We start from the raw sequence: 20,920 nt of genomic DNA, 5'->3' as shown, positions 1-20,920 counted from the left end.
GCCGCGGTGACAGCCGTCGCTGAGAGCGGGACGAAGCGGAACCGACGCGACCGCCCGGTCCCGGTCGACGTTCCTCATCTGGTGTAGGTCCGAATCGCCTCGACGCCGGCGGCGGAGAACGAGAAGACGTCGACGAACCCCACGATCCGGTCGCCCTGTGCGTCGAGGAGGCGACCGCGAACCGCGACCTCGCCGGGGTCCGACTCGGCAGCCCGGTAAACGGCATCGACGGGATGGCTCGTCTCCGTCATCGGGCGCTCCTCGCGCATGAACTGGACGAACCGGTCGCGACCCTCGATGGTCTGGTCGGGTCTGTCGTGGACGAACGCCGGTGCGAGCAGGTCGGCGAGTGACTCGTAGTCGTGCTCGTCGAGTGCGTCGTAGTACGCCCGTGCCGTCGCCTCGCGGTCTTCCATACCGTCGCTACGTGACGGCGGACCGAGAAACCGATGGTCGCGTCACTCCGTGGGATCTTTCAGGTCGAGTTCGATGTCCTCGTCGTTGGCCGCATCGTCGTCGGCCGCAGCAGACTCGTCGGCAGACCGATCGTCGTCCCCGTCAATCCTCACGGCGTCTGCCACGTCGGTCGGCCGAGCGCCATCGCCCGCAGGTTGCCGGTCGCCACGCTCGTCAACTCCCGGACCGAGGGAATCGGGCGAATCGACTTCGACGTCCTTGACGGCGGCGTCGACGTCCTCGTCGGTCTTGGGTTCGCCGGTGGCGTCGCCGCCCGGCTGCGACGTCGTCGGAGCCGTACCGGGGTCGGGCGGGACGTCGAGGTCCGCGCTGTCGTCTCCCGCCGCCGTCGCCTGGGCCGCGGCGTCGGCATCGAGGTCGATGTCGTCGGGGTCCGGCGGCTCACCGATGTCGCGGGCCACCTCCAGCGGCGCCTCGGCGTCCCGGCGGTAGTTGTCGGCCTCCTCGCCGTTCCCGCTGGCGTACTGGTTGGCCGAGTCGGCCAGCCACTCGGCGGCCTGCCACAGCGACGTGGCCTTCTCCTGGGCGCGCTCGAATCCCTGCTCCAACGGCTCGGATTCGGCGAACCGGACGGCGCTCTGGAACTGGTCGGCCGACTCCTGGAACTCGGCCATCGCGCGCTCGAAGTCGCCCTGCGCGATGAGCCAGTCCTGGTCCTCGTAGCTTCCCATGGCGCTCGTGAACGCCCGCCGACCCTCCATGTAGTGGGCGTGGCCGACCCGGTAGCGGCCGACGGCCGTCGAGTCGCCGCCGACGTTCGAGACTGCCTCGCGGACGGCGTCGACGTCGGGGCGTTCCTCCAGGTCGGTCGTCGACCAGGCGTACTGGACGACCCCGTCCTGGTCGACGACGAAGACGGCTCGCTCGGCGAGCAATTGGTCGCCCTCCTCGTCGCGCACGTCGTAGGCGTCGATCGCCTCGCCGTGCGTGTCGGCAAGCAGGGGAAGCGAGAGGGAGTATTCGTCGGCGTAGGCCCGGTGGCTGAACAGGCTATCGGGACTGACGGCGAAGATGTCGACGTCTCGCTGCATCGTAAAGAGGTCGAGCTCCGTCAGGTCACAGGACTCGTCGGTGGCGGCTGGATTGAAGTCCGCCGGATAGAAGGCGAGAACCAGGATGCCGTCCCCGACGTAGTCCGCCAGGTCGACCTCGCGCTGCGCGCCGTCGACGATCCCCGGCAGGGCGAACGTCGGCGCAGCCGTCCCTTCACCAAGCACACAGTGACGTCGAATGGAAGTGACTTAAAGCCTGACTGCGTTTTCCACGTTGATGGGCACGTACGGCCTGCACGTCCGCTACGAGGGCGACGACGACCCGAAGAAATGCAGCGCCAGAAAGCTCGCCCGCTTCGAGCTGGCGGAGCTGCACAACTCCACGCGAGCGACGCCGCCGGGGATCGTCCTCAACCCCTTCGCCGAGCAGGCGCTCTCGCCCGCCGACGGCGTCGGGACCGGCGCCCGCCACGACCGCCTCGTCGCGCTGGACTGCTCCTGGGAGACTGCAGAGCGCGAGGCGTTCGACCTCGAAGGGATTCACCGCTCGCTCCCCTTTCTCGTGGCGGCCAATCCCGTCAACTACGGGACGGCCTTCCAGTTGAACACCGTCGAGGCCTTCGCCGGCGCGCTCTGTATCCTCGGCGAGCGCGACCAGGCCGAAGAGATCCTCTCGAAGTTCACGTGGGGCCACACCTTTCTCGAACTCAACGAGGAACCGCTCCGCCGGTACGCCGAGTGTTCGGACTCGACGGAGGTCGTCGCCGTCCAGGAGGACTACCTGGCCGACGAGTGACCGGACCCCAGCGGCGGCCACGGAAAGTGTCCCGAGTAACGCGGTCCTGGAAGACACCAGCACTTTGTGGCAACGGTGTGTAGGACTCCGTATGAAGACGTCGCAGGGCACTGTCGGTCGGACAGCCAGTCCGGGAGTTGATGAGCGCGCCGCAGAGAGCGGGGGGAACGCGGCATGGTAGACCTGTTGTTCTCGGCCGGTCGGCTCCTCGCAGCGCTGTTGCTGGTCCTGTTGAACGGGTTCTTCGTCGCCTCGGAGTTCGCGCTCGTTCGCGTCCGGTCGACGGCCGTCGACCGGATGGTCGAGGAAGGACGCGCCGGGGCCACGACGTTACAGGACGCACTCGGGAGCCTCGACGACTACCTGGCCGCGACCCAACTGGGGATCACGGTCGCCTCCCTGGGGCTCGGCTGGATCGGCGAACCGGCCGTGGCCGCGCTGATCGAGCCGCTGTTGGCTCCGGTGGTCCCCGCGGGAACGCTCCACCTCATCGCGATCGTAATCGGGTTCAGTACCGTCACCTTCCTGCACGTCGTCTTCGGCGAACTGGCCCCGAAGACCATCGCGATCGCGGACGCCGAGCGCCTCGCCCTGCTGGTGTCGCCGCCGATGAAGTTCTTCTACTACCTGTTTCTGCCCGGCCTCGTCGTCTTCAACGGGACGGCGAACCGCTTTACGAGCCTCATCGGCGTGCCGCCCGCCTCCGAGACCGAGGAGACGCTCTCCGAGGAGGAGATCAGGATGGTGTTGAGCCGGGCCGGCGAAAAAGGCCACGTCACCGCCGAGGAAGTCAGCATGATCGATCGAGTCTTCGAACTCGACGACGTCACAGCGCGCGCAGTGATGGTTCCGCAGCCGAACGTGGCGACGATCCCGGCGGAGACGCCCTTCGACGAGTTGCGGACGCTCGCCGTCGAGCACGGACACACTCGCTATCCGGTCGTCGAGGGCGACGCGGGCGACGAGGTCGTCGGCTACGTCGACGTCAAGGACATCCTGCGGGCCGCCGAGTCCGGCGACACCGGGTCCCTCTCGGCGGCCGACCTCGCCAAAGACGTGCCGATGGTTCCGGAGACGACCCCCGTCGACGAACTCCTCGAGACGTTTCAGGGCCAGCAGCGCCAGATGGCCGCGGTCATCGACGAGTGGGGGACGCTCGAAGGCATCGCGACCGTCGAGGACGTCGTCGAGGTGGTCGTCGGCGACATTCGCGACGAGTTCGACGAGCGTATCGGAGAGCCGTCGATCCGAAGCCGTGACGACGGCGCGTACACCGCCGACGGTGCCCTGTCCATCCAGAAAGTTAACGACGTGCTGGAGACGGACTTCGAGAACGCGTCCTACGGCACAGTCGGCGGGCTGGTGTTCGACCTGCTCGGCCACCCGCCCGAGGTCGGAGACGCGGTCGAAGCCGGTGGCTACCGTCTCGAAGTCCAGGCCGTAGACGGGGTTCGAGTCGAAGAGGTCACGATACGGCCGCTCTCGAACGACCGTTCGACGCAATCCGAATAGTCGTGGTTGCGACCGCCCGCCATCACCACCCGAAGCCGACCGGGTCGGCCGGCGGCTCCAGCGGACTCGCCGGCAACTCGTCGGGTGGCTCGGGATCGTTGTACCCGGCAGGGGCGACGTCGTTCGGTCCGTCCGGGTAGCACAGCGAGGCCAGCGCCTGGATCTGGCCGCGGCCGACCCCGAGTTCGAACTGGCCGCCGCCGTACAGTTGGACGTCGCGCTCCAGGCAGTACTCGATGGTGTCCAGCAGCGATTCCAGGCTGCCAAAGCGCGACGGTTTGACGTTCAGCCACTCGGGATCGAAGGGGCGGTCCTCGATGCTCTGGATGCCCGTGATGGGGTGGTCCCAGGAGACCATGTCCTCGTGGTCGGCGAGCACCGCCCGCGTCTCGTCGGTGAGCGCCGGGTCCTCGACGACCGCGTCGGGGAACTCGTCGACGACTAACTGGTAGAGATCCGGGTCCGCGGGCACGTCCACGTCCGTTCCCTCGTACTGGCCTTTCAGATCGAGGATGCGCACGGTCGCCGCGTCGGCCACGTCGGCCGCGAGGTCGGCCGTCCAGTCCGGCGTCGGATCGAGTTTGAACGAGAGGTCCGGCGAGATCTCGAGCAGGCGTTTCAGCCGGTCGGTCGACGGCGGCTCGCCCAGTCGGGTGCTGACGACGAAGGAAACTGGATCGTACGCGCGGTCGAGCGCGCTCGCGAGGTTCGTGTCGGCCTGGCGAAGCGCCAGGTCCAGCGCGGCGCTCTCGAACGCCCAGCGGCGGTAGTTTCGGAACTCCGCACGGTCCGGAGCCGTGGGAAAGAGGTCGTGCTCGGCGACGACCTCGGCGAACTCCGCGACAGTGTACTCGCCGGACAGGTCGGGCGGTCCGGCCTCGACGAACTCGTGCTGGGCGTCCCGGTCGTAGGTCACGTCCTCGCCACGACCCGTCGTCCCCTCGCCGTCGAGGGCGACGGTCGTCGTCGCTCGAACGAACTCGCTGGACGTGTCCCGTTCTCGGAGGTCGAGGTCGACGGACTCGACGGTCAGTGAGAGGTCCGCGAGACGGTCGAAGAGCATGTGCCCCTTTTCACGGTCAGTCCTCAAAACATCCCTGCCGGCGAGGACAGCTAACTCGGAAATCTTAACCGCTCCGAATCGAAACTCCTCCGCATGGCTACGTTCGAAAAAGCGGAAGATCGGATTCTGGACAAGATGGTCTGCATGCGGTGTAACGCACGGAACCCGACCGGTGCCGATAGCTGCCGGAAGTGCGGCTACAAGAAGCTTCGGACGAAAAACCGCGAGCGCGCCGCCGCATAGCGCTGTCTCGACCGTCGTTTTTCTCAGCCCTGTCCGATCAGTCGCAACTGTCGGCGCGGACTCGGACCAGTTACCCTCGCAGTTCTACTCTTCGGGGTACTTCGGGTCGCGCTTCTCGGCCCGTTCCAGCGCCGTCTCGACGACGTCCCGGACGTCGCCGTGGAACACGGAGCCGTGGCCCGAGTACATGTGCTCGACGCCCTCGGGCATGCGGTCGAGCAGCGTCCGGATGCTTTCGATGAGTCGCTCGCGTGACTGGCCGGCCATGTCGGTTCGGCCGAACGAGCCGTAGTCGAACGCCCCGTCGTCGTGGACGACCACGTCGCCCGAGAAGAGGCTGGCGTCGCCCACGAAGGAGACGTGATCGTCGGCGTGGCCCGGCGTGTAGACGACTTCGCAGTCCTCGTCGCCGATCGTGACGGTGTCACCGTCGTCGAGTTCGTGGGTCCGGCGGGTGTGGTCGTCGTAGGCGTACAGGTCCGCGTCGAAGGCGTCGAGCACGGCGTCGAGCTGGGCGACGTGGTCGCCGTGCTGGTGGGTGAGTACGACCGCGTCCAGGTCGTCAGTGTGCTCGCGAACGACGTCGACGACGCCGTCCATCGCGCCGGCGTCGACGAGAACCGGACGCTCGCCAAGCGCCAGATAGGCGTTGCACGTGAACGACTCGGCGTCGGCTGTGACGTTGTGAACGTCCATAGCACTGTGTGTGACCGGCGACCCTATCAGGGTACCGGGCGGCGGGAACTTTTTGAGTCTGCAACTACTATAAACGAACATGGGGTTCGGGAGCTACGACGAATCCGAACAGGAGAATCAGGACTACGACACTGATTTTGACGACGACGACGGCGTCAACACTGCCGAAAATACCCACGACGGCGACGTCGAGTACGAGTTCAGCGCCTCGAACGACGAACTCCTCGACAAACTCGCCGACATCAAGGAGCAAGACCAAGAGAACACGTGAAATCCGGGGTCCGTGCGCTTGGCGTCGCCGAATCGTTCAGCGACGCCCGGAGCACGCTCGCCGGTGTCGTCGTCCGCGCCAGCCGCGTGGTCGACGGATTCGCCTTCGGCTCCTGTACGGTCGGCGGGACCGACGCGACCGACGCCATCGTCGCGCTGTTCGACGACCTCGGCCGCGAGGACGTGCGGTATCTCCTCGTCTCGGGCGTCGCGCCCGCCTGGTTCAATATTATCGACCTGCACGCGCTCCATGGGCGAGTGGAACGTCCGGTCATCTCAGTTTCCTACGAGGGAAGCGAGGGGCTGACCCCGGCACTCGAAGCGCAGTTCGACGGTGACGCACTGACGACGCGCCTGGAGACGTATCGCCGTCAGCCGTCACGGCGCGAGCTCGCAATCAACGACGAGACGGTGTACGTCCGGAGCGTGGGCATCGACGACGGGGAAGCCGACGACGTGGTCCGGGAGTTCACGCCCGAGGGCGGTCGCCCGGAACCGCTCCGGGTCGCTCGGCTGGCGGCCCGTGCGCTCGACCAACGGGAGAGCGCAGAGTGAGCGAGCGGGAAACGGAGTGAACCGCGAGCCGCGCGGTCGACCACGCGGGAGCCCGCGGAACACGCGAACGGTAACACCGAGAGCCACGCGGTCGATCAGCTGGATGAGCGCGAGTGACCTGTCGTCCGGAGGAGTGACGGCGCTTTCTTATTCCTGTCCGTCGCAGGGGCAGGTATGGAACACATGGAGGGACTGTCGGTGGTGGACTGCACGCACTGTCCCGCGCTGGTCGACTCCCGCCAGCAGATCGTCAACGGGACCGGCCCGGCCGACGCCGACCTGCTGTTCGTCGGAGAGGCGCCCGGCGCGAACGAAGACGACCAGGGCGAGCCGTTCGTCGGCCGGAGCGGCGCGGTCCTCGACGACGCCCTGCGCGACTTCGGCCTGGCTCGCGCGGACGTTCGCATCACCAACTGCGTGCGCTGTCGGCCGCCGGAGAACCGCGACCCGAGCCAGGAGGAGCTCTCGAACTGCCGCGGCTACCTCGAAGCCGAGATCGACCAGATCGACCCCGAGGTCGTCGTCACGCTCGGGAAGGTGCCGAGCGAGCACCTGCTGGAACGGTCGGTCGGAGTCACCAACGAAGCCGGCTCGCTGGTCGAACACGAACTCGGCGGGGAGTCCCGGACGGTGCTGATCTGCGTCCACCCGGCGGCGACGCTGTACGACCGGAGCCAGGAGGAGACGTTCGAGGAGACGATCCGCAAGGCGGCCGAGTTAGCCGGCGACGGCGGGCAGTCGAAGCTGGGCGAGTTCTGACCGGAACGGAACTGATTTCCTGGGGACACGCGAACGACCAGCTATGAGTGGGACTGCACAGACGGCTGCGGAGATCGTCGTCGTCGACTACGGCCTCGGGAACCTCCGGAGCGTGACCCGCGGTCTGGAGCGTGCGGGCGCGGACGTCGACATCGTCGAGGACCCGGCCGCGTTCGAGCACGCGGACGGCATCGTCCTGCCGGGCGTCGGCGCGTTCAGCGAAGGGATGGAGAACGCCGGTCCGTTCCGCGACGCACTCGTCGCGGCCGCCGAGGACGGCGTCCCGATCTTCGGGATCTGCCTCGGCATGCAGATGCTCCTGACCAGCAGCGAGGAGGCCGACCACGCCGGTCAGGGCGACGCCGAGGGACTGGACCTGATCCCGGGCACGAACGAGCGGTTCGACGAGGACCAGACCGTCCCCCACATGGGCTGGAACGAACTCGACGTCCAGCGCGACCACCCGCTCGTCGACGGCGTAGACGGCGAGTACGCCTACTTCGTCCACTCGTACTACGCCAGCCCCGACGACGACGGCGCGGTCGTCGCGACCACCGACTACGGCGTCGACTTCCCGAGCATCGTCGCCAACGAGGCCGGCAACGTCTTCGGCACGCAGTTCCACCCCGAGAAATCCGGCGAGACCGGCCTCACGATCCTCCGGAACTTCGTCGAGATCTGCACGGAGTAGGGCCGGCGAGCGACCTCCGGGAGCGAGCCGTTTTTCACCCACGTTTTTCAACGAGGGTTCCCGCAGGGCCGCTTTGCGGCCCGAGGAAACCCGAGGCAGAAAAAGGTGGAGTTCTACCCCGAGAAATCCGGCGAGACCGGCCTCACGATCCTGTGGAACTTCGTCGAGATCTGCACGGAGTAGGGCCGGCGAGCGACCACCGGGAGCGAGCCGTTTTTCACCCACGTTTTTGCGCGAGTGGTCGCCGTAGGCGACCCGATGTCGAAAAAGGAAGTTCGTCGAAATCGACACCGAGTACACGCTTGAGAGAGCGGCAAGCGAACCCCCTCACTTCACCTCGAATCGTCTCTCCTTCGTGCGGTTTCGGGACTGGCTATTCACTTTCACCGAGGGTCGCCCTGGTCACGCCGGTAATCTCGAAGCGTGCGCCGTCGTCGTCCGTGACGTCGACCGTCCAGCCGTGGACGCTGGCGACCTTCTCGACGATAGCCAGGCCGTAGCCGGTCCCGGTGTCGGGTGCGGTCGTGTAGCCGGCCTCGAAGACGGATTCGGCGGCGGCCGGATCGATACCTGGGCCGTCGTCGGCGACGGCGAACCCGGTGATCTCGCCATCGTCGGGCGACGCGATGGGTTCGACGCTGATCGTGACGTCGTCCCCGCCGTGGTCCACCGCGTTGACGAACAGGTTTTCGAGGAGTTGCAGGAGCAGTTGCTCGTCGGCGACGATCACGGGGAGGGAACCGATCTCCAGCGTCGCACTCGCAGTCTCGACGTGTTGCCAGGCGGTGTCGCTGCACACGTCGAGGTCGACGGCCCGGACGTCGGTCGGTTCGTTGCCCTGGGCGAGGACGAGCGCGTCGTCGATCATGGCGTCGATGCGGTCGAGCGACCGGACCAGCGCCGCCACGTTTTCGGCGTCGTCGCCGTCGGCGTCGAGCAGCGAGGCGCGCATCTGGGCGGCGTTGAGCGGGTTCCTGATGTCGTGTGCGAGAATGCCGGTCAGCAGTTCCAGTTCGTCGGTGTACTCGCGGAGCTCGATCTCGGCGAGTTTCCGCTCTGTGATGTCGAAGTGCATCACGAGCAGGTGCTCGCCGGCGTCGAACGTGAGCGCGCGTAGCTGGAACCATCGTTGCTCGCCGTCCGGGTCGTGGCAGGGGTACTCGTAGGTGAAGACGTCGCGGTCCGCGTCGAGAACGTCGCGCAGACCGGCCACGACGGCGGACGCGTCCTCGTCGTCGGTCCGGTCACACACGTCGAGGTAGTTACAGCCGACGCTCGTCGGGTCCTGCAGCCCGTTCTCGGACCCGAACCGCTCCCAGGCATCGTTCGTCCGCAGGATGACGCCCTCCGCGTCCAGGACCGCTGTCTGTGTCGGCAGGGCGTCGAACGCACCTCGAGCGAGACCCGCCTCATCAGCCGGCACCTCTGCCCTGCGTCGCATACGGACACTGGGCGCTCGACGGGTATAACTTCGCTGGCCCGATTTTCAGCGGCAAAAACAGAAGCGTTCGTCAGTAGAAGGCGATGGGGCCGGTCTCCTCGCCGTCCGTGTCGGTGATCTTCTCCAGGGCGTCCTCGAAGTCCTCGGTGGTCACCGTCGTCCGTTCGTCCCGGATCGCGAACATCCCGGCCTCCGTGGCCAGGCTGGCGAGTTCTGCCCCGCTGAAATCGTCCGTCTGGTCGGCGATCGCCCCGAGTCCGATGTCGTCCGCCAGGCTCATGTCCTGGGTGTGGATCTCGAGAATGCGCTCGCGACCCTCGCGGTCGGGGTTCGGCACTTCGATGAGGCGGTCGAATCGACCGGGCCGGAGGATGGCGCGGTCGAGCATGTCGAAGCGGTTGGTGGCGGCGATGATGCGGATCTCGCCGCGATCCTCGAAGCCGTCCATCTCAGAGAGCAGTTGCATCATCGTCCGCTGGACCTCCGCGTCGCCCGAGGTCTTGGACTCGGTGCGCTTGGCCGCGATGGCGTCGATCTCGTCGATGAAGATGATCGCGGGCTCGTGCTCGGACGCCAGCTCGAAGAGGTCGCGCACCAGGCGTGCGCCCTCGCCGATGAACTTCTGGACGAGTTCCGAGCCGGCCATCTTGATGAAGGTGGCGTCGGTCTCGTTCGCGACGGCCTTGGCGAGCATCGTCTTCCCGGTGCCCGGCGGGCCGTGCAGGAGGACGCCGCTCGGCGGATCGATGCCGACTTCGGCGAACTGTTCGGCGTTGATCAGCGGTTCCTCGACGGCTTCGCGCACTTCGCGCGTCTGTTCTTCGAGGCCGCCGATGTCGTCGTAGGTGACCTCCGGCGAGCTGTTGACTTGCATCGCCTGGGCGCGCGCGTCGGTCTCGGCCTCCAGCAGCGTCTGGACGGAAAACGAGTCGTTGATGGCGACCCGATCGCCGGCCTCCAGCTCCTCGCGCAGCTGCGGCGACACCTCCGTGAGGACCTCCTGGTTGTTGCCGTGTTGTTTGACGACGACGCCCTCGTCTGTGAGTTCTTCCGCCGTGGCGATGTACAGCGACGACGTTTTGAGCGTCTCGTTTTCCCGCTCCAGTTGGTCGACCTGGTCGCGAAGGTCGTCGCGACGGCTCTCTGCAGCGTCGAGCTGATCGGTCAGCTCGTCGTTCACCTGTTCTAACTTGAGGAAGTGCTCCCGTAACGCCTCCAGCCGCTCGGCCGGAGACATCTCCGGATCGAGGTCCAGCCGCGGCCGGTCCGGGAGCGACGGACTCCGGGACATCTGACTATCTCCACTTGTTGTTACTCGTAAAAGGGCCTTTGGGTCGCGGCCAAGTTCCGTCCCCGAAAATCAGGCAACAGCGAACGGCTCGCGGCCGACTCCTACCGGCCGCCAACGGGGCAGAGACCCCTTCAAGTGAGCGAGGCGAACTCGTCGAGGTACTCGGCGTAGACGTCGAGCGCCGCCTCGACCGGTTCGGGCGAGGCCATGTCGACGCCGGCGTGCTTGAGCAGTTCGAGCGGGTACTCCCGTGAACCTTTCTCCAGGAACTCGACGTATCGCTCGGCGGCCGGTTCGCCTTCGTCCAGGATGCCGTCCACGAGCGCGACGGCGGCACTGATGCCCGTCGCGTACTGGTAGACGTAGAACGCACGGTAGAAGTGCGGGATTCGCATCCACTCGCGCGCGATACGATCGTCGACGGCAGCCGGTTCGTAGTAGTCCGACTTCAGATCGAGGTACAGTTCGTCGAGTCGGTCTGGCGTCAGCGCCTCGCCCGACTCCGAGAGTTCGTGGGTGCGGTGCTCGAACTCGGCGAACATGGTCTGGCGATACAGCGTCGACCGGAACCGTTCGAGGTACTGGTTGAGGACGTGGCGGCGCAGTCGCTCGTCCTCGACCGTCTCGAGCAGGTGGTGGGTGAGGAGCGTCTCGTTGACCGTCGAGGCGACCTCGGCCACGAAGATCTCGTAGTCGCTGTACACGTAGGGCTGCTCCTCGCTCGTGAGCTGTGAATGGAGGGAGTGGCCGAGTTCGTGGGCCAGCGTGTACATCGACTCGACGTCGTCCTGGTAGTTCATCAGGATGTACGGCTGGGAGTCGTACGTTCCGCCCGAGTACGCACCGGACTGCTTGCCCTTGGTCTCGTAGACGTCCACCCACCGCGAGTCGAGTCCCTCGGCGAGTCGGGACTGGTACTCCTCCCCGAGCGGGGCGACCGCGTCGACGACGTACTCACACGCGTCCTCGTAGGGGATTTCCGGGCTCTCCTCCTGAACGAGTGGAACGTAGAGGTCCCACATCCGGAGTTCCTCGCCGTCGACGGCGTCGCGCTTGAGTTCGGCGTGCCGGTGGAGTTTGTCGAGGTTGTCCCGAACGGTGTCGACGAGGTTGTCGTACACCTCGGCCGGGACGTTCGGCCCGTCGAGCGCGGCCTCGCGAGCGGTGTCGTAGTTGCGCGCCCGGGCCAGTTTGCTGTCGGTCTTGACGCTGTTCTTGTAGGCCGAACCGACGGCGTTTCTCACGTTCTCCCACTCGTCGTAGAACGCCTCGTAGACCGTCTGGCGGAACTGACGGTTGGGGTTTTTCTGGAGCGTCGTGAAGTTGTTGAGCGTGATGCGCCGGGACTCGCCGTCGGGGTCCTCGACCGCGGGGAACTCCATGTCCGCGTTGGCGAGCATGTTGTACACCTCGCCCGGTGCGCCGGTGACCTCGCCCAGTTCGGCCAGGAGGTTCTCGATCTCGGCCGAGCGGGTGTGTGCTTTCATCCGCAGCACGTCGTCGAAGTAGTGATCGTAGAGTTCGAGGTCCGGCTCCGCCTCGACGAACTGGTCGATTTCCTCGCGGCTGCAGTTCTGAATCTCGGGGACGATGAACGACGCCGCGCTCTGGGCGTCCGACGACAGGGATTGTGCGCGCGCGAGCAGCGCCTGGTACTGGCCGTCGGTCGTGTCCTCGTCGCGGCGCATGCGGGCGTAGGACGCCACGTTCGAGACCGTGCGCATGATCTCCTCGCGCAGTTCCAGGACAGCGAGCAACGTCGACGCGTCCTCCGTGACGCGACCCTCGTACGCTCGCAGGTCTTCGAGCTGCTCCTCGACCGCCTCGTAGGCCTCCTCCCACGCCTCGTCGTCGGCATAGAGATCCTCGAGGTCCCACTTGTACTCCTCGTCGATGTCGCTCCGTTCGGGAACCGAACTCATAGACCGAGCTAGGGAAGACTGCGAGGTAAGCCTTCCTTCGCCGGCAGTCCAGCCACCGACGGGATCACGTCGGGCCGTGGTACTCTGTTCTCCTCACCCGGACGATCGCGACGTCCCCGAACCGGTAATCAGCGTCCTGCAGCACAAGATACTTAATCCAGACGGACGAAGCCTCTGGCAGGCACCGATTGACGGTGCCACCCCTTTCCCCCACCCCCCACCCCCACCTTTTTACTTTCCACGACTGCCAGCGGGCGCTCCGGTGAGTCGAATCGCCACCGACCCCAGCGAGTCCCGAGCCCCCAGAAACCGTGCTAGAGAACACCAATCCCTTATATTCGTTATCTCGGTTTAGGTCCAGTAATCGGATTAAAGAGTATTAACATTATAGACCATAACATTTTTTTACTGATGTATGTTTGTGGGAGATGCGTACGAACAGAAACCGCGAAACGCTGACGGATTCACATGGGACTAACTACCAACCCGGACGACCAGAAGATGTCACTCGTCGGTGACAAGCGGCCGCGTGGAGCGGCCGGCGTCACGCTGGATGGGAGCGCACGGGCGTCGTCCGGCTTTACAGCAGACAGGCGGTTCGATTCTGACGGAGAGGACAGTCGCCGTCCAGCGGGTTTCTCGCGGTTCACGAACCATGCGAACACTCGCCACTGGCGAGTCGATTCGATAGACATAAACCGACTCTACGGAAGTATCCAACTGCATTAATCATGACACAGGACTCATCAGGGGAAGACCCCGTTGCGAGCAACGTTAAGAGCACAGAGCCGTACATCAAGGACGTCGACAACAAGAAAGCGCGCGAACTGCGCGACATGCTGAACAACCAGGACTACGTCTTCGCACCTGGTCTCTACCACGCGCTCGACGCCCGCCTGGCCGAGATGGCCGGTCTGGACGCCGCGTACATGTCGGGGTACTCGACGGTGCTGGGCCAGTTCGGCTTCCCGGACCTCGAGATGGTCGACATGCGCGAGATGGTCGAGAACGCAAAGCGCATCGTCGAGTCGACGGAACTCCCCGTCATCGCGGACTGTGACACCGGCTACGGTGGCATCCACAACGTCCGCCGCGCAGTGCGAGAGTACGAGAAAGTCGGCGTTGCAGCGGTCCACATCGAGGACCAGACCACGCCGAAGCGCTGTGGTCACATCGCAGGCAAGAAGATCGTCTCCCGCGAGGACGCCAAGGCCCGCTTCGAGGCCGCCGTCGACGCGAAGCAGGACGAGGACACGGTCATCATCGCCCGGACGGACGCGTACGGCTCGTCCAACGGTGACTGGGAAGAGCACCTCGAGCGCGGTCGGATGTACGCCGACGCCGGCGTCGACCTGGTCTGGCCCGAGATGCCCGACCCGTCCCGCGAGGACGCCGTCAACTACGCCGAGACCATCCACGAGACCCACCCCGACCTGAAGCTGGCGTTCAACTACTCCAGCTCCTTCGCGTGGTCCGAGGAAGAAGACCCGCTCACGTTCCAGGAACTGGGCGACCTCGGCTACAAGTACCAGTTCATCACGCTGTACGCCCTGCACTCGGGCGCACACGCCGTCTACGAGGACATGAAGAACATCGCCGAGAACGACGAGGAAGCACAGTGGGACCTCGAAGGCCGCTACCTGGGCCACGAGACCGAGAGTCACCACCAGCTGTCCTTCGTCCCGCGCTTCCAGAACATCGAGGCCAAGTTCGACCCCGAGGCCAAGAAGCGCCAGGAGGAGTCCGCCGGCTTCACCGACGAAGGCGACGCAGTGATTCAGTCCGAGCAGAACGACGACTGATCGGGTTTCCCGCGACCGAAGTGAGTGGGTGCTCGGAAGTCGCGCGAAGCGCGTCTTCCGGTGACTCGTAAACCGACTTTTCTTTCGCGGCGCGAACGCCCAGTTACTACTGTAGGCCGCTTTTGCGGCCGCTCGCGGATGGATTCGGTCACCTTTAATAATGGTGGAGTAAACCCTACGAGTGACTACAATGACTGCAATCGACAAGCGTCTGCACGACCGAAAGTTCGTGCGGACCTTCTTCACGACGCCGACGGCAGAGAGCGGTGCAGACGACTCCGCGAAGAAGCTGCGGAGCGCCATCGAACTCCGCGGCATGCAGGCCCCCGACGTGTGGGTCCCGGACAACGAGGACGCCACCGCGCCGAACATGCGCGACGAGGGTGCCGAGAACATCGCCGAAGTCGTCGCCGAGAAGGGTGACGACTTCCCCGGCGAGATCCACCCCCGCGTCGTCTGGCACCGCGACAGCCCCGAGACGCGCTACAAGGGCTTCCAGCACATGCTCGAGATCGCCGACCCCGAGAACGGCGCCGTCGAGAACATCGACGGGTTCGTCATCCCGGAAGTCGGCGACATCGACGACTGGAAGAAGGCAGACGAGTTCATCACCATCGTCGAGAACGAGTACGACCTCGAAGAGGGCTCGCTCGCGATGAGCGTCATCATCGAGTCCGGCTCCGCGGAACTGGCCATGGGCAAGCTCCGCGAGGAGATGGGCAAGGCCGACAACAACCTCGAGCGTCTGTTCCTGCTCGTCGACGGTGAAGTCGACTACACGAAGGACATGCGCGCCATCACGCCGACCGGCGCGCTCCCCGAGTGGAAGGAACTGCGCCACAACACCTCCCGCGCCGCGAGTGCGGCCGGCTGCATCGCCGTGGACGGTCCGTTCGACGACATCCGCGACGTCGAGGGCTACCACGACCGCATCACCGCCAACAACGCGATGGGGATGCTCGGCATCTGGTCGCTGACCCCCGGACAGGTCGTCGAGGCCAACCAGAGCCCGCTCCCGCCGCAGGACGGCTACTGGACCATCGAAGCCGACGGTCGCACGGTCGAACTCACCGAGGAAGACGGCGTCCAGGTCTACAACGGCGACCGCATCGAACTCGAGAAAGAGGGCGACACCTACGAACTCGAGATCGGCAGCGAGGAACTCCAGCTCAGCGAGGAAGAACTCGTCGAAGAGCTCGTCGACCTCACGGCCTACGTCCCGAGCATGGACGACATCGTCGACTCCATGGAGGAGTTCGAGGCAGCGAAGGAAGCCGGCAAGGGCGCGATCGCGATGACCCGCGCGACGACCGTCAGCATCGACGGCGTCGAGATCGACATCAGCAGCGACCGCATGTGGGACGAAGCGACCTACCAGGCGATGATGGCACCCGTCGCCCTGTTCCAGGACGTCTACGAGAACCGTCCGGACCAGCACGACGACCTCGCGGAACTCTACAGCGAGGACGTCGTCGAGCGCGCGATGGAAGTCGGCAACTAAGCGACTCAGTACACGTCTTTTTTCAGAGCCACCCCGAGAGGTCAGCCGCCGGTCCGTCCGCCGCGAAGGGCGTCTCGTCGACGTGCACGGGCTCGAACCCGTCCTGATCGGCGAGCAACGACGCGGCCCCGGCGCGCGTCGCAGTGCCGGCGTCGACGACGCCCCACGGCGGCCAGAACGCGACGTACACGTAGCTACCGCCGGTGCTGTCCCACCGGACGTACAGGTCGGCCTCGTCCTCGGGTGCGACCAGACAGATCGACCCGTCCGTGACGGCGAGGACCTCCAGATAGTCCTGCACGTCGAGCGGCGGGGCGTCCCGACTGTCGTCGAGCGCCGTCCAGAGGAGGCGACAGGGCCGGCTGTCGGAGTGCTGAAACAGAACCTCACGGATCGCATCCCGAGCGGCCATGAGTATGAGTAACGCGGCCACAGTCCATAAGCATCCGGGTCGGGCCACAGCACCGCTCTCGCAGGAGCCTCGTCGGTCCACGGGGAATCGATGCCACCAGGGGTAGTGTTTTTACGTGTGATGGCATACCACATACCATGAAGTTCGTCATCGTCGGTTTCGGCCGAGTCGGGATGCGCACCGCACGGACGCTCAAGTCGGAGGGCCACGAGGTGGTTCTCGTCGAGGTCGACCCCGACAAAATAGACCGCGCGAAGGCGGAGGGGTTCGAGGTTATCGAGGGCGACGGGTCGAACGAGGACGACCTCACGGACGCCGGCCTCGGCGACGCCGACGCGGTCGCGGCGCTCACGGGCGACCTCAACACCAACTTCAGCGCGTGTATGGTCGGCAAGCACCACGGCTGTCGCACCGTGTTGCGCATCGACGAGGACTATCGCGAGGAGATCTACGAAAAGTACGCCGAGGACGTCGACGAGATCGTCTACCCGGAGCGACTCGGCGCTGCGGGCGCGAAGACGGCGCTGCTCGGCGGCAATTTCAACGTGCTCGCGGACATCACCGAACGGCTCTCGGCGGCGACGGTGAAGATTCCAGCGGGTGCCCCGGTCGTCGGCGAGCGCGTCGTCGCCCTCGAACTCCCGGGCGACGCCCGCATCTACGCGCACGGGCGGGCAAACGAGCCGATGACGATTCCGCTCCCGCAGACGGAAATCGAAGCCGGCGACAGCGTCGCGATCATCGCACACCCGGATTCGCTGGCAGGCGTCAGAGAGCAACTGCGCGGCGAAGCCGCGGCTGCGTGACCTGAACGGACGATAGGAAAGGGTGGGGTGGGGTCAACAGTGTCCGGGCGCGCCGGGAGGATGGGAGACTGAGGCCGTCTGCTGCGCGCCCGTACTCCAGCAGACGGGAGGAAGCCACTTAAAATCGCGTCAGACAACCGTCATACCGTCAGTCAGAGGGTGACTCTGCGCTCTTGTTGCTGTTGTTCGCGCCGGCCTGCGAGTCGACGCGAGCCGTCGTCACGTAGACGCTCGGCCGACCGAACACGACCTCGTCCATGAACGAGACGACGTACACGACGCTCTGGAGCGCCAGATAGAACCAGAGGGTCGCCGGCGCGAGGTACTCGCGCCAGTCGTGGGAGAACCCGTCGCGGTAGTCCTGAACGAACACGCATCCGACCGCGAGGGCCGGCGTCACCGCCAGCAGTCGCCACAGCCACTCGCCGTAGGGCAGGTACGTGTCCGTGTTGACGCCGAACAGTTCCAGTCCGAGTATCGGGATCGTAAAGGCGACGAACACCGGAACGAGCGCGTAGAAGAACGTGAATGCCGAGTCGAGGCGAGCGATCGTGGAGACGTTTTCGCTGCGCGGGAGCCGAGTCAGGTACCGGAACGCGACCTGCATCCAGCCGCGCGCCCAGCGCTTGCGCTGGCTCCACCACGACTGGAGCGTCGCGGGGTTCTCCTCGAAGGTGACGATCGAGGGGTCCACGTGGAGGCGTTTGCCGTGCTCGTGGATCTTCGACGACATGTCGATGTCCTCGACCAGCACGTCCTCGTCGAAGTCGCCGAGTTCGTCGAACAGTGTCGCGCGGAAAAAGGCCTGCCCGCCGCCGAAGATGGTGAAGCCGCCGAACACTTCGCGCGCGAACAGATCGCCTTTCTCCGCGATGTGGCGTTCGACGGTCGCGTGCAGCGACAGCAGCGAGTCCTCGGCGTTGTCCCCGTAGCAGCGTCCCTTCACGCACCAGATGTCGTCGTCCTGCTGGAACCAGGCGACGGCGCGGCGGATCGCGTCGGGCTTGAACCGGTGATCCGCGTCGATGCTGGCGATGATCTCGCCAGTGGCGTACTGCAGCGCGTAGTTGGTCGCCTTGGCCTTGCCACCGCCGGGCTCGTCGCGCTCGACGGCGACGAAGCGATCGTCGTCTGCGGCGGCCGCCTTACAGATGGCTTCGGTGTCGTCGACGGAGTCGGCCTCGTAACAGAGGACGATCTCCAGTTTCTCGGCGGGGTACTCGAGGTTCCGACAGGCGTCGATGGTGGCCGGAAGGACCGCGGCCTCGTTGTACGCCGGGATGACGACGCTGACGTCCGGGAGTTCCGCCTGGCGGTCGAGTTCCGGTGTCGCTGGCTGCGCGAACGCTAACACTGCCGAGAGCAGTGCGCGACCGGTGAGTCCGAGGAGCGCAACGAGCAGCACGGTCGTCAACACTCGGATCCACGACGGCGCGAAAACCGCCGGCACGTATAACAGCCCCATGATACAGAGCGTCGCGGCGAGGTATCGGACCCCCTCCCGTATCGAGAACTGTTGGCTCTCTGCTGTCTCCACTTCCATGACCATTAGTGTATAGGTTATAGACAAGTATCTGGTGATTTAGGGAATCCATACCATCAGTATGTGGTTCCTTGGCAACGGAGACCGTTACAGCAGCTGAGACAGTTACGAGGGCGAGAGTCAGTAACCGCACGCAGTTACTGCGAAGATTGATTGCCGACGGTCACGATCCCACGAACGTGGCCGTCACGTCCCGCTTCGACTTCGATGGCAGGCTCGAACTGTCCCTCGGCGAGGTGACCGGTGCGCTAGGTGATTCAGTTACCGTCCTGCCGATCGTCGTCGCACTCGGGACGCTCACTCCGGTGTCGATCGCACACGTCTTTCTGTTCTTCGGGCTGTTCCAGATCGTCTGGGGAGTCCGGTACGGGCTTCCGCTGTCGGTCGAGCCGATGAAAGCGCTCGCGGGGCTGGCGATCGCCGGTGCGCTCACCTACGGCGAACTCGTCGCGGCCGGGTTGCTCGCGGGGACCGTTCTCCTGGTCGTCGGTGCGACCGGGACGCTCGGCTACGTCGAGCGCTACGTCGGCCAACCGGTGATCCGCGGCGTGCAACTGGCCGTCGCGCTCCTGCTCGTGGAAGCCGGCCTCGACCTCTCGATGGGACGGCCGTCGATGGCCGTCGCCGGCGGCGCCATCGCCGTCGTCATCGCTGCCGTCGGGTACTGGCGGTTCGCCGGCCTGGCCGTCCTCGGCGTCGGCACGCTCTGGACGCTAGTCGTCGCACCCCTGCCGGCGCTCTCGCTCCCGACCCTGACTGTGTTTCCGACGGGCGACCCCGCGTTCACGGTCGGGGCGGTCGAGGGAACGCTCGCGCAGCTCGCGATGACTGTCGGGAACGCGGCGGTCGCCACGTCGCTGTTGCTCGGCGACTTCTTCGACGCCGACGTGTCGGCCGACCGGCTCTGCCGGAGCATGGGCACGATGACACTCGCGGCCGTCCCGCTCGGTGGGTTCCCCATGTGTCACGGCAGCGGCGGGCTCGCCGGCAAGTACGCCTTCGGCGCGCGAACCGGCGGGGCGAACGTCGTCCTCGGCGTGCTGTACCTGGGCGCGGCCCTCGTCGCGGGTCTGTGGCTCGGCTTCCCGCTGGCGATGCTCGGTGCCCTGCTGTTCGTCGTCGCCGCGCAACTGGGCCGGGTCGCGGCCGACACCGACCACCCGGTGTTGGTCGGCGCCATCGGCGTCCTCGCGGTCGTGACCAACGTCGGCGTCGCCTTCCTCGGCGGCCTGGCCTACTGGCTCGTCACACAGCGCGCCTGACCGGTGGACTTTCCACCGTCCCGGCCGTCTCCCGACCATGACCTGGGCGGCACTGTTCGAGCGTGCGATCGACTACGAAACCGACGTCGAGACCATCCAGCAGGCGCTCGCGGAGCGACGCGATGACTGAGACGCCGCCGGACCCGAACCCGGCGCGGTTCGTCGCCGACGCCGACGTGCTGGCCGCGGACCTCCTCGTCGGCGGTCCCGCCCGCGAGGCGCTCGACCTGGCACGCGACCACTCCTGGGTGACGCTCGTCGCCAGCGACGCGCTCCTCGACGACGCCGCGGCGGTCATCGCACAGTGTTCGACGCCCAACCTGGCCGCCGACTGGCGCGAGCACGTCGAGACGCTCCGCGAGCCGGTCGACCAGCCCGAGGGCGACCATCCGGCGTTGGCCTCAGCCTACAACGGGGACGCGGTCCACCTGCTCTCGTTCGACGACCGCCTCGGCAGCGCGCAAGCCGGCGCGAGCCTCCGGAAACACATGGACGTCAGCGTTCGCGAACCGCGGGCGTTCGTGACGTTGTTCGATCCCGAGTCGCTGTACGAGGTAGTGGTCGGCGGTGAGTACCCCGGTCCGGACCAGGACGCCCGCGGAAACTGAGTTTCGTACTCGCCCGGGCTACTGCGGCCATTCGACGGCGACGAGCGCGTGCCCCGTGTCTTCCTGATGGACGGTAGCGATCGCCTCGATTTCGGCGCGGCCGATGGCCGTCTGTTCGAGAGTGCAGTCCTCGCACTGCACGAGGAACTGCTTCGATTCCTCTTTGTCCGAAGCCGGTTCACTCGTGGCCATATCGCTTGCTCACCGTCGTCTCCCTTGAGAGATGGCCCAAAAGGATTAGGCTCAGTCGACGGCCACGGACGAACCGCGTCTCGTCC

The 20,920-nt window shown here is 65.9% G+C and carries 22 protein-coding genes; 12 read left to right on the top strand and 10 right to left on the bottom strand.

What is annotated here, in order from left to right; translation table 11 throughout:
• Positions 1–74: 74 nt before the first annotated feature.
• Both MU553_RS06130 and MU553_RS06125 read right to left on the bottom strand, forming a co-directional pair.
• Positions 75–416 (bottom strand): nuclear transport factor 2 family protein, encoded by a 342-nt coding sequence (locus MU553_RS06130; protein ID WP_247376773.1) that lies wholly within the window; start codon positions 414–416, stop codon positions 75–77.
• Positions 417–458: 42 nt separating this feature from the next.
• Entirely contained in the window at positions 459–1,694 is a 1,236-nt protein-coding gene (locus tag MU553_RS06125) for a redoxin domain-containing protein (protein ID WP_247376771.1), read from the bottom strand.
• Positions 1,695–1,746: 52 nt separating this feature from the next.
• On the opposite strand from MU553_RS06125, the gene MU553_RS06120 reads away from it, so the two are divergent.
• Both MU553_RS06120 and MU553_RS06115 read left to right on the top strand, forming a co-directional pair.
• Complete coding sequence (locus tag MU553_RS06120) at positions 1,747–2,265, top strand: DUF367 family protein (RefSeq protein WP_247376769.1); 519 nt, start codon at positions 1,747–1,749, stop codon at positions 2,263–2,265.
• 174 nt (positions 2,266–2,439) lie between these two features.
• Entirely contained in the window at positions 2,440–3,777 is a 1,338-nt protein-coding gene (locus MU553_RS06115; protein ID WP_247376768.1) for a hemolysin family protein, read from the top strand.
• A gap of 22 nt (positions 3,778–3,799) precedes the next feature.
• Here MU553_RS06115 and MU553_RS06110 read toward each other — a convergent pair whose 3' ends face one another.
• Positions 3,800–4,840 carry an enolase-like domain-containing protein gene (locus MU553_RS06110; RefSeq protein WP_247376766.1) on the bottom strand — a complete coding sequence of 347 codons (1,041 nt, stop codon included), beginning with the start codon at positions 4,838–4,840 and terminating at the stop codon, positions 3,800–3,802.
• A 93-nt stretch (positions 4,841–4,933) separates the two neighbouring features.
• On the opposite strand from MU553_RS06110, the gene MU553_RS06105 reads away from it, so the two are divergent.
• Complete coding sequence (locus MU553_RS06105; protein ID WP_247376764.1) at positions 4,934–5,083, top strand: 50S ribosomal protein L40e; 150 nt, start codon at positions 4,934–4,936, stop codon at positions 5,081–5,083.
• A gap of 84 nt (positions 5,084–5,167) precedes the next feature.
• Here the strand turns inward: MU553_RS06105 and MU553_RS06100 are convergent, their stop codons facing one another.
• Entirely contained in the window at positions 5,168–5,779 is a 612-nt protein-coding gene (locus MU553_RS06100) for an MBL fold metallo-hydrolase (RefSeq protein WP_247376762.1), read from the bottom strand.
• A 79-nt stretch (positions 5,780–5,858) separates the two neighbouring features.
• Between MU553_RS06100 and MU553_RS06095 the strand changes: the two genes are divergently transcribed.
• From MU553_RS06095 to hisH, 4 genes are all read left to right on the top strand, one after another.
• Positions 5,859–6,050 (top strand): DUF5786 family protein, encoded by a 192-nt coding sequence (locus tag MU553_RS06095; protein ID WP_247376760.1) that lies wholly within the window; start codon positions 5,859–5,861, stop codon positions 6,048–6,050.
• Positions 6,047–6,604, top strand: a complete 558-nt coding sequence (locus tag MU553_RS06090; protein ID WP_247376758.1) for an endonuclease dU — start codon at positions 6,047–6,049, stop codon at positions 6,602–6,604. Before MU553_RS06095 ends, MU553_RS06090 begins: the two co-directional genes overlap by 4 nt.
• A 174-nt stretch (positions 6,605–6,778) precedes the next feature.
• Positions 6,779–7,363: a uracil-DNA glycosylase gene (locus MU553_RS06085; RefSeq protein ID WP_247376756.1), complete on the top strand. Its 585-nt coding sequence runs from the start codon at positions 6,779–6,781 to the stop codon at positions 7,361–7,363.
• Between the two features lie 43 nt (positions 7,364–7,406).
• On the top strand, positions 7,407–8,054 hold the full coding sequence (hisH, locus tag MU553_RS06080; protein ID WP_247376754.1) for an imidazole glycerol phosphate synthase subunit HisH: 648 nt from the start codon (positions 7,407–7,409) through the stop codon (positions 8,052–8,054).
• Positions 8,055–8,427: 373 nt separating this feature from the next.
• On the opposite strand, the gene MU553_RS06075 is transcribed toward hisH, so the two are convergent.
• The 3 genes from MU553_RS06075 to pepF all read right to left on the bottom strand — a co-directional run bounded on the left by MU553_RS06075 (position 8,428) and on the right by pepF (position 12,708).
• On the bottom strand, positions 8,428–9,495 hold the full coding sequence (locus MU553_RS06075) for an ATP-binding protein (RefSeq protein ID WP_247376752.1): 1,068 nt from the start codon (positions 9,493–9,495) through the stop codon (positions 8,428–8,430).
• A 70-nt stretch (positions 9,496–9,565) separates the two neighbouring features.
• Positions 9,566–10,786, bottom strand: coding sequence for a proteasome-activating nucleotidase Pan2 (pan2, locus tag MU553_RS06070; protein ID WP_247376750.1), 1,221 nt, complete (start codon positions 10,784–10,786; stop codon positions 9,566–9,568).
• Positions 10,787–10,917: 131 nt separating this feature from the next.
• Positions 10,918–12,708: an oligoendopeptidase F gene (gene pepF, locus MU553_RS06065; protein WP_247376748.1), complete on the bottom strand. Its 1,791-nt coding sequence runs from the start codon at positions 12,706–12,708 to the stop codon at positions 10,918–10,920.
• Between the two features lie 731 nt (positions 12,709–13,439).
• On the opposite strand from pepF, the gene aceA reads away from it, so the two are divergent.
• Both aceA and aceB read left to right on the top strand, forming a co-directional pair.
• Complete coding sequence (aceA, locus tag MU553_RS06060; RefSeq protein WP_247376746.1) at positions 13,440–14,510, top strand: isocitrate lyase; 1,071 nt, start codon at positions 13,440–13,442, stop codon at positions 14,508–14,510.
• Between the two features lie 199 nt (positions 14,511–14,709).
• A complete protein-coding gene (gene aceB / locus MU553_RS06055; protein WP_247377557.1) occupies positions 14,710–16,011 on the top strand; it encodes a malate synthase AceB in 1,302 nt (433 codons plus the stop codon).
• A gap of 22 nt (positions 16,012–16,033) precedes the next feature.
• On the opposite strand, the gene MU553_RS06050 is transcribed toward aceB, so the two are convergent.
• Positions 16,034–16,423, bottom strand: a complete 390-nt coding sequence (locus MU553_RS06050) for a hypothetical protein (protein ID WP_247376744.1) — start codon at positions 16,421–16,423, stop codon at positions 16,034–16,036.
• A gap of 137 nt (positions 16,424–16,560) precedes the next feature.
• On the opposite strand from MU553_RS06050, the gene MU553_RS06045 reads away from it, so the two are divergent.
• A complete protein-coding gene (locus MU553_RS06045) occupies positions 16,561–17,229 on the top strand; it encodes a potassium channel family protein (RefSeq protein WP_247376742.1) in 669 nt (222 codons plus the stop codon).
• A 148-nt stretch (positions 17,230–17,377) separates the two neighbouring features.
• On the opposite strand, the gene MU553_RS06040 is transcribed toward MU553_RS06045, so the two are convergent.
• Positions 17,378–18,772, bottom strand: a complete 1,395-nt coding sequence (locus MU553_RS06040) for a glycosyltransferase family 2 protein (RefSeq protein WP_247376739.1) — start codon at positions 18,770–18,772, stop codon at positions 17,378–17,380.
• Between the two features lie 179 nt (positions 18,773–18,951).
• Between MU553_RS06040 and MU553_RS06035 the strand changes: the two genes are divergently transcribed.
• Positions 18,952–20,034, top strand: coding sequence for a putative sulfate/molybdate transporter (locus MU553_RS06035; protein ID WP_247376737.1), 1,083 nt, complete (start codon positions 18,952–18,954; stop codon positions 20,032–20,034).
• Between the two features lie 122 nt (positions 20,035–20,156).
• Positions 20,157–20,642 carry a DUF7384 family protein gene (locus MU553_RS06030; RefSeq protein WP_247376735.1) on the top strand — a complete coding sequence of 162 codons (486 nt, stop codon included), beginning with the start codon at positions 20,157–20,159 and terminating at the stop codon, positions 20,640–20,642.
• Between the two features lie 18 nt (positions 20,643–20,660).
• Here MU553_RS06030 and MU553_RS06025 read toward each other — a convergent pair whose 3' ends face one another.
• A complete protein-coding gene (locus MU553_RS06025; protein WP_247376733.1) occupies positions 20,661–20,834 on the bottom strand; it encodes a hypothetical protein in 174 nt (57 codons plus the stop codon).
• Positions 20,835–20,920: the final 86 nt, after the last annotated feature.

The sequence above is a fragment of the Halorientalis brevis genome, assembly GCF_023077655.1.
Note: the sequence above shows the minus strand (reverse complement) of the source record. Positions and strands in the feature narration are given on the sequence as shown.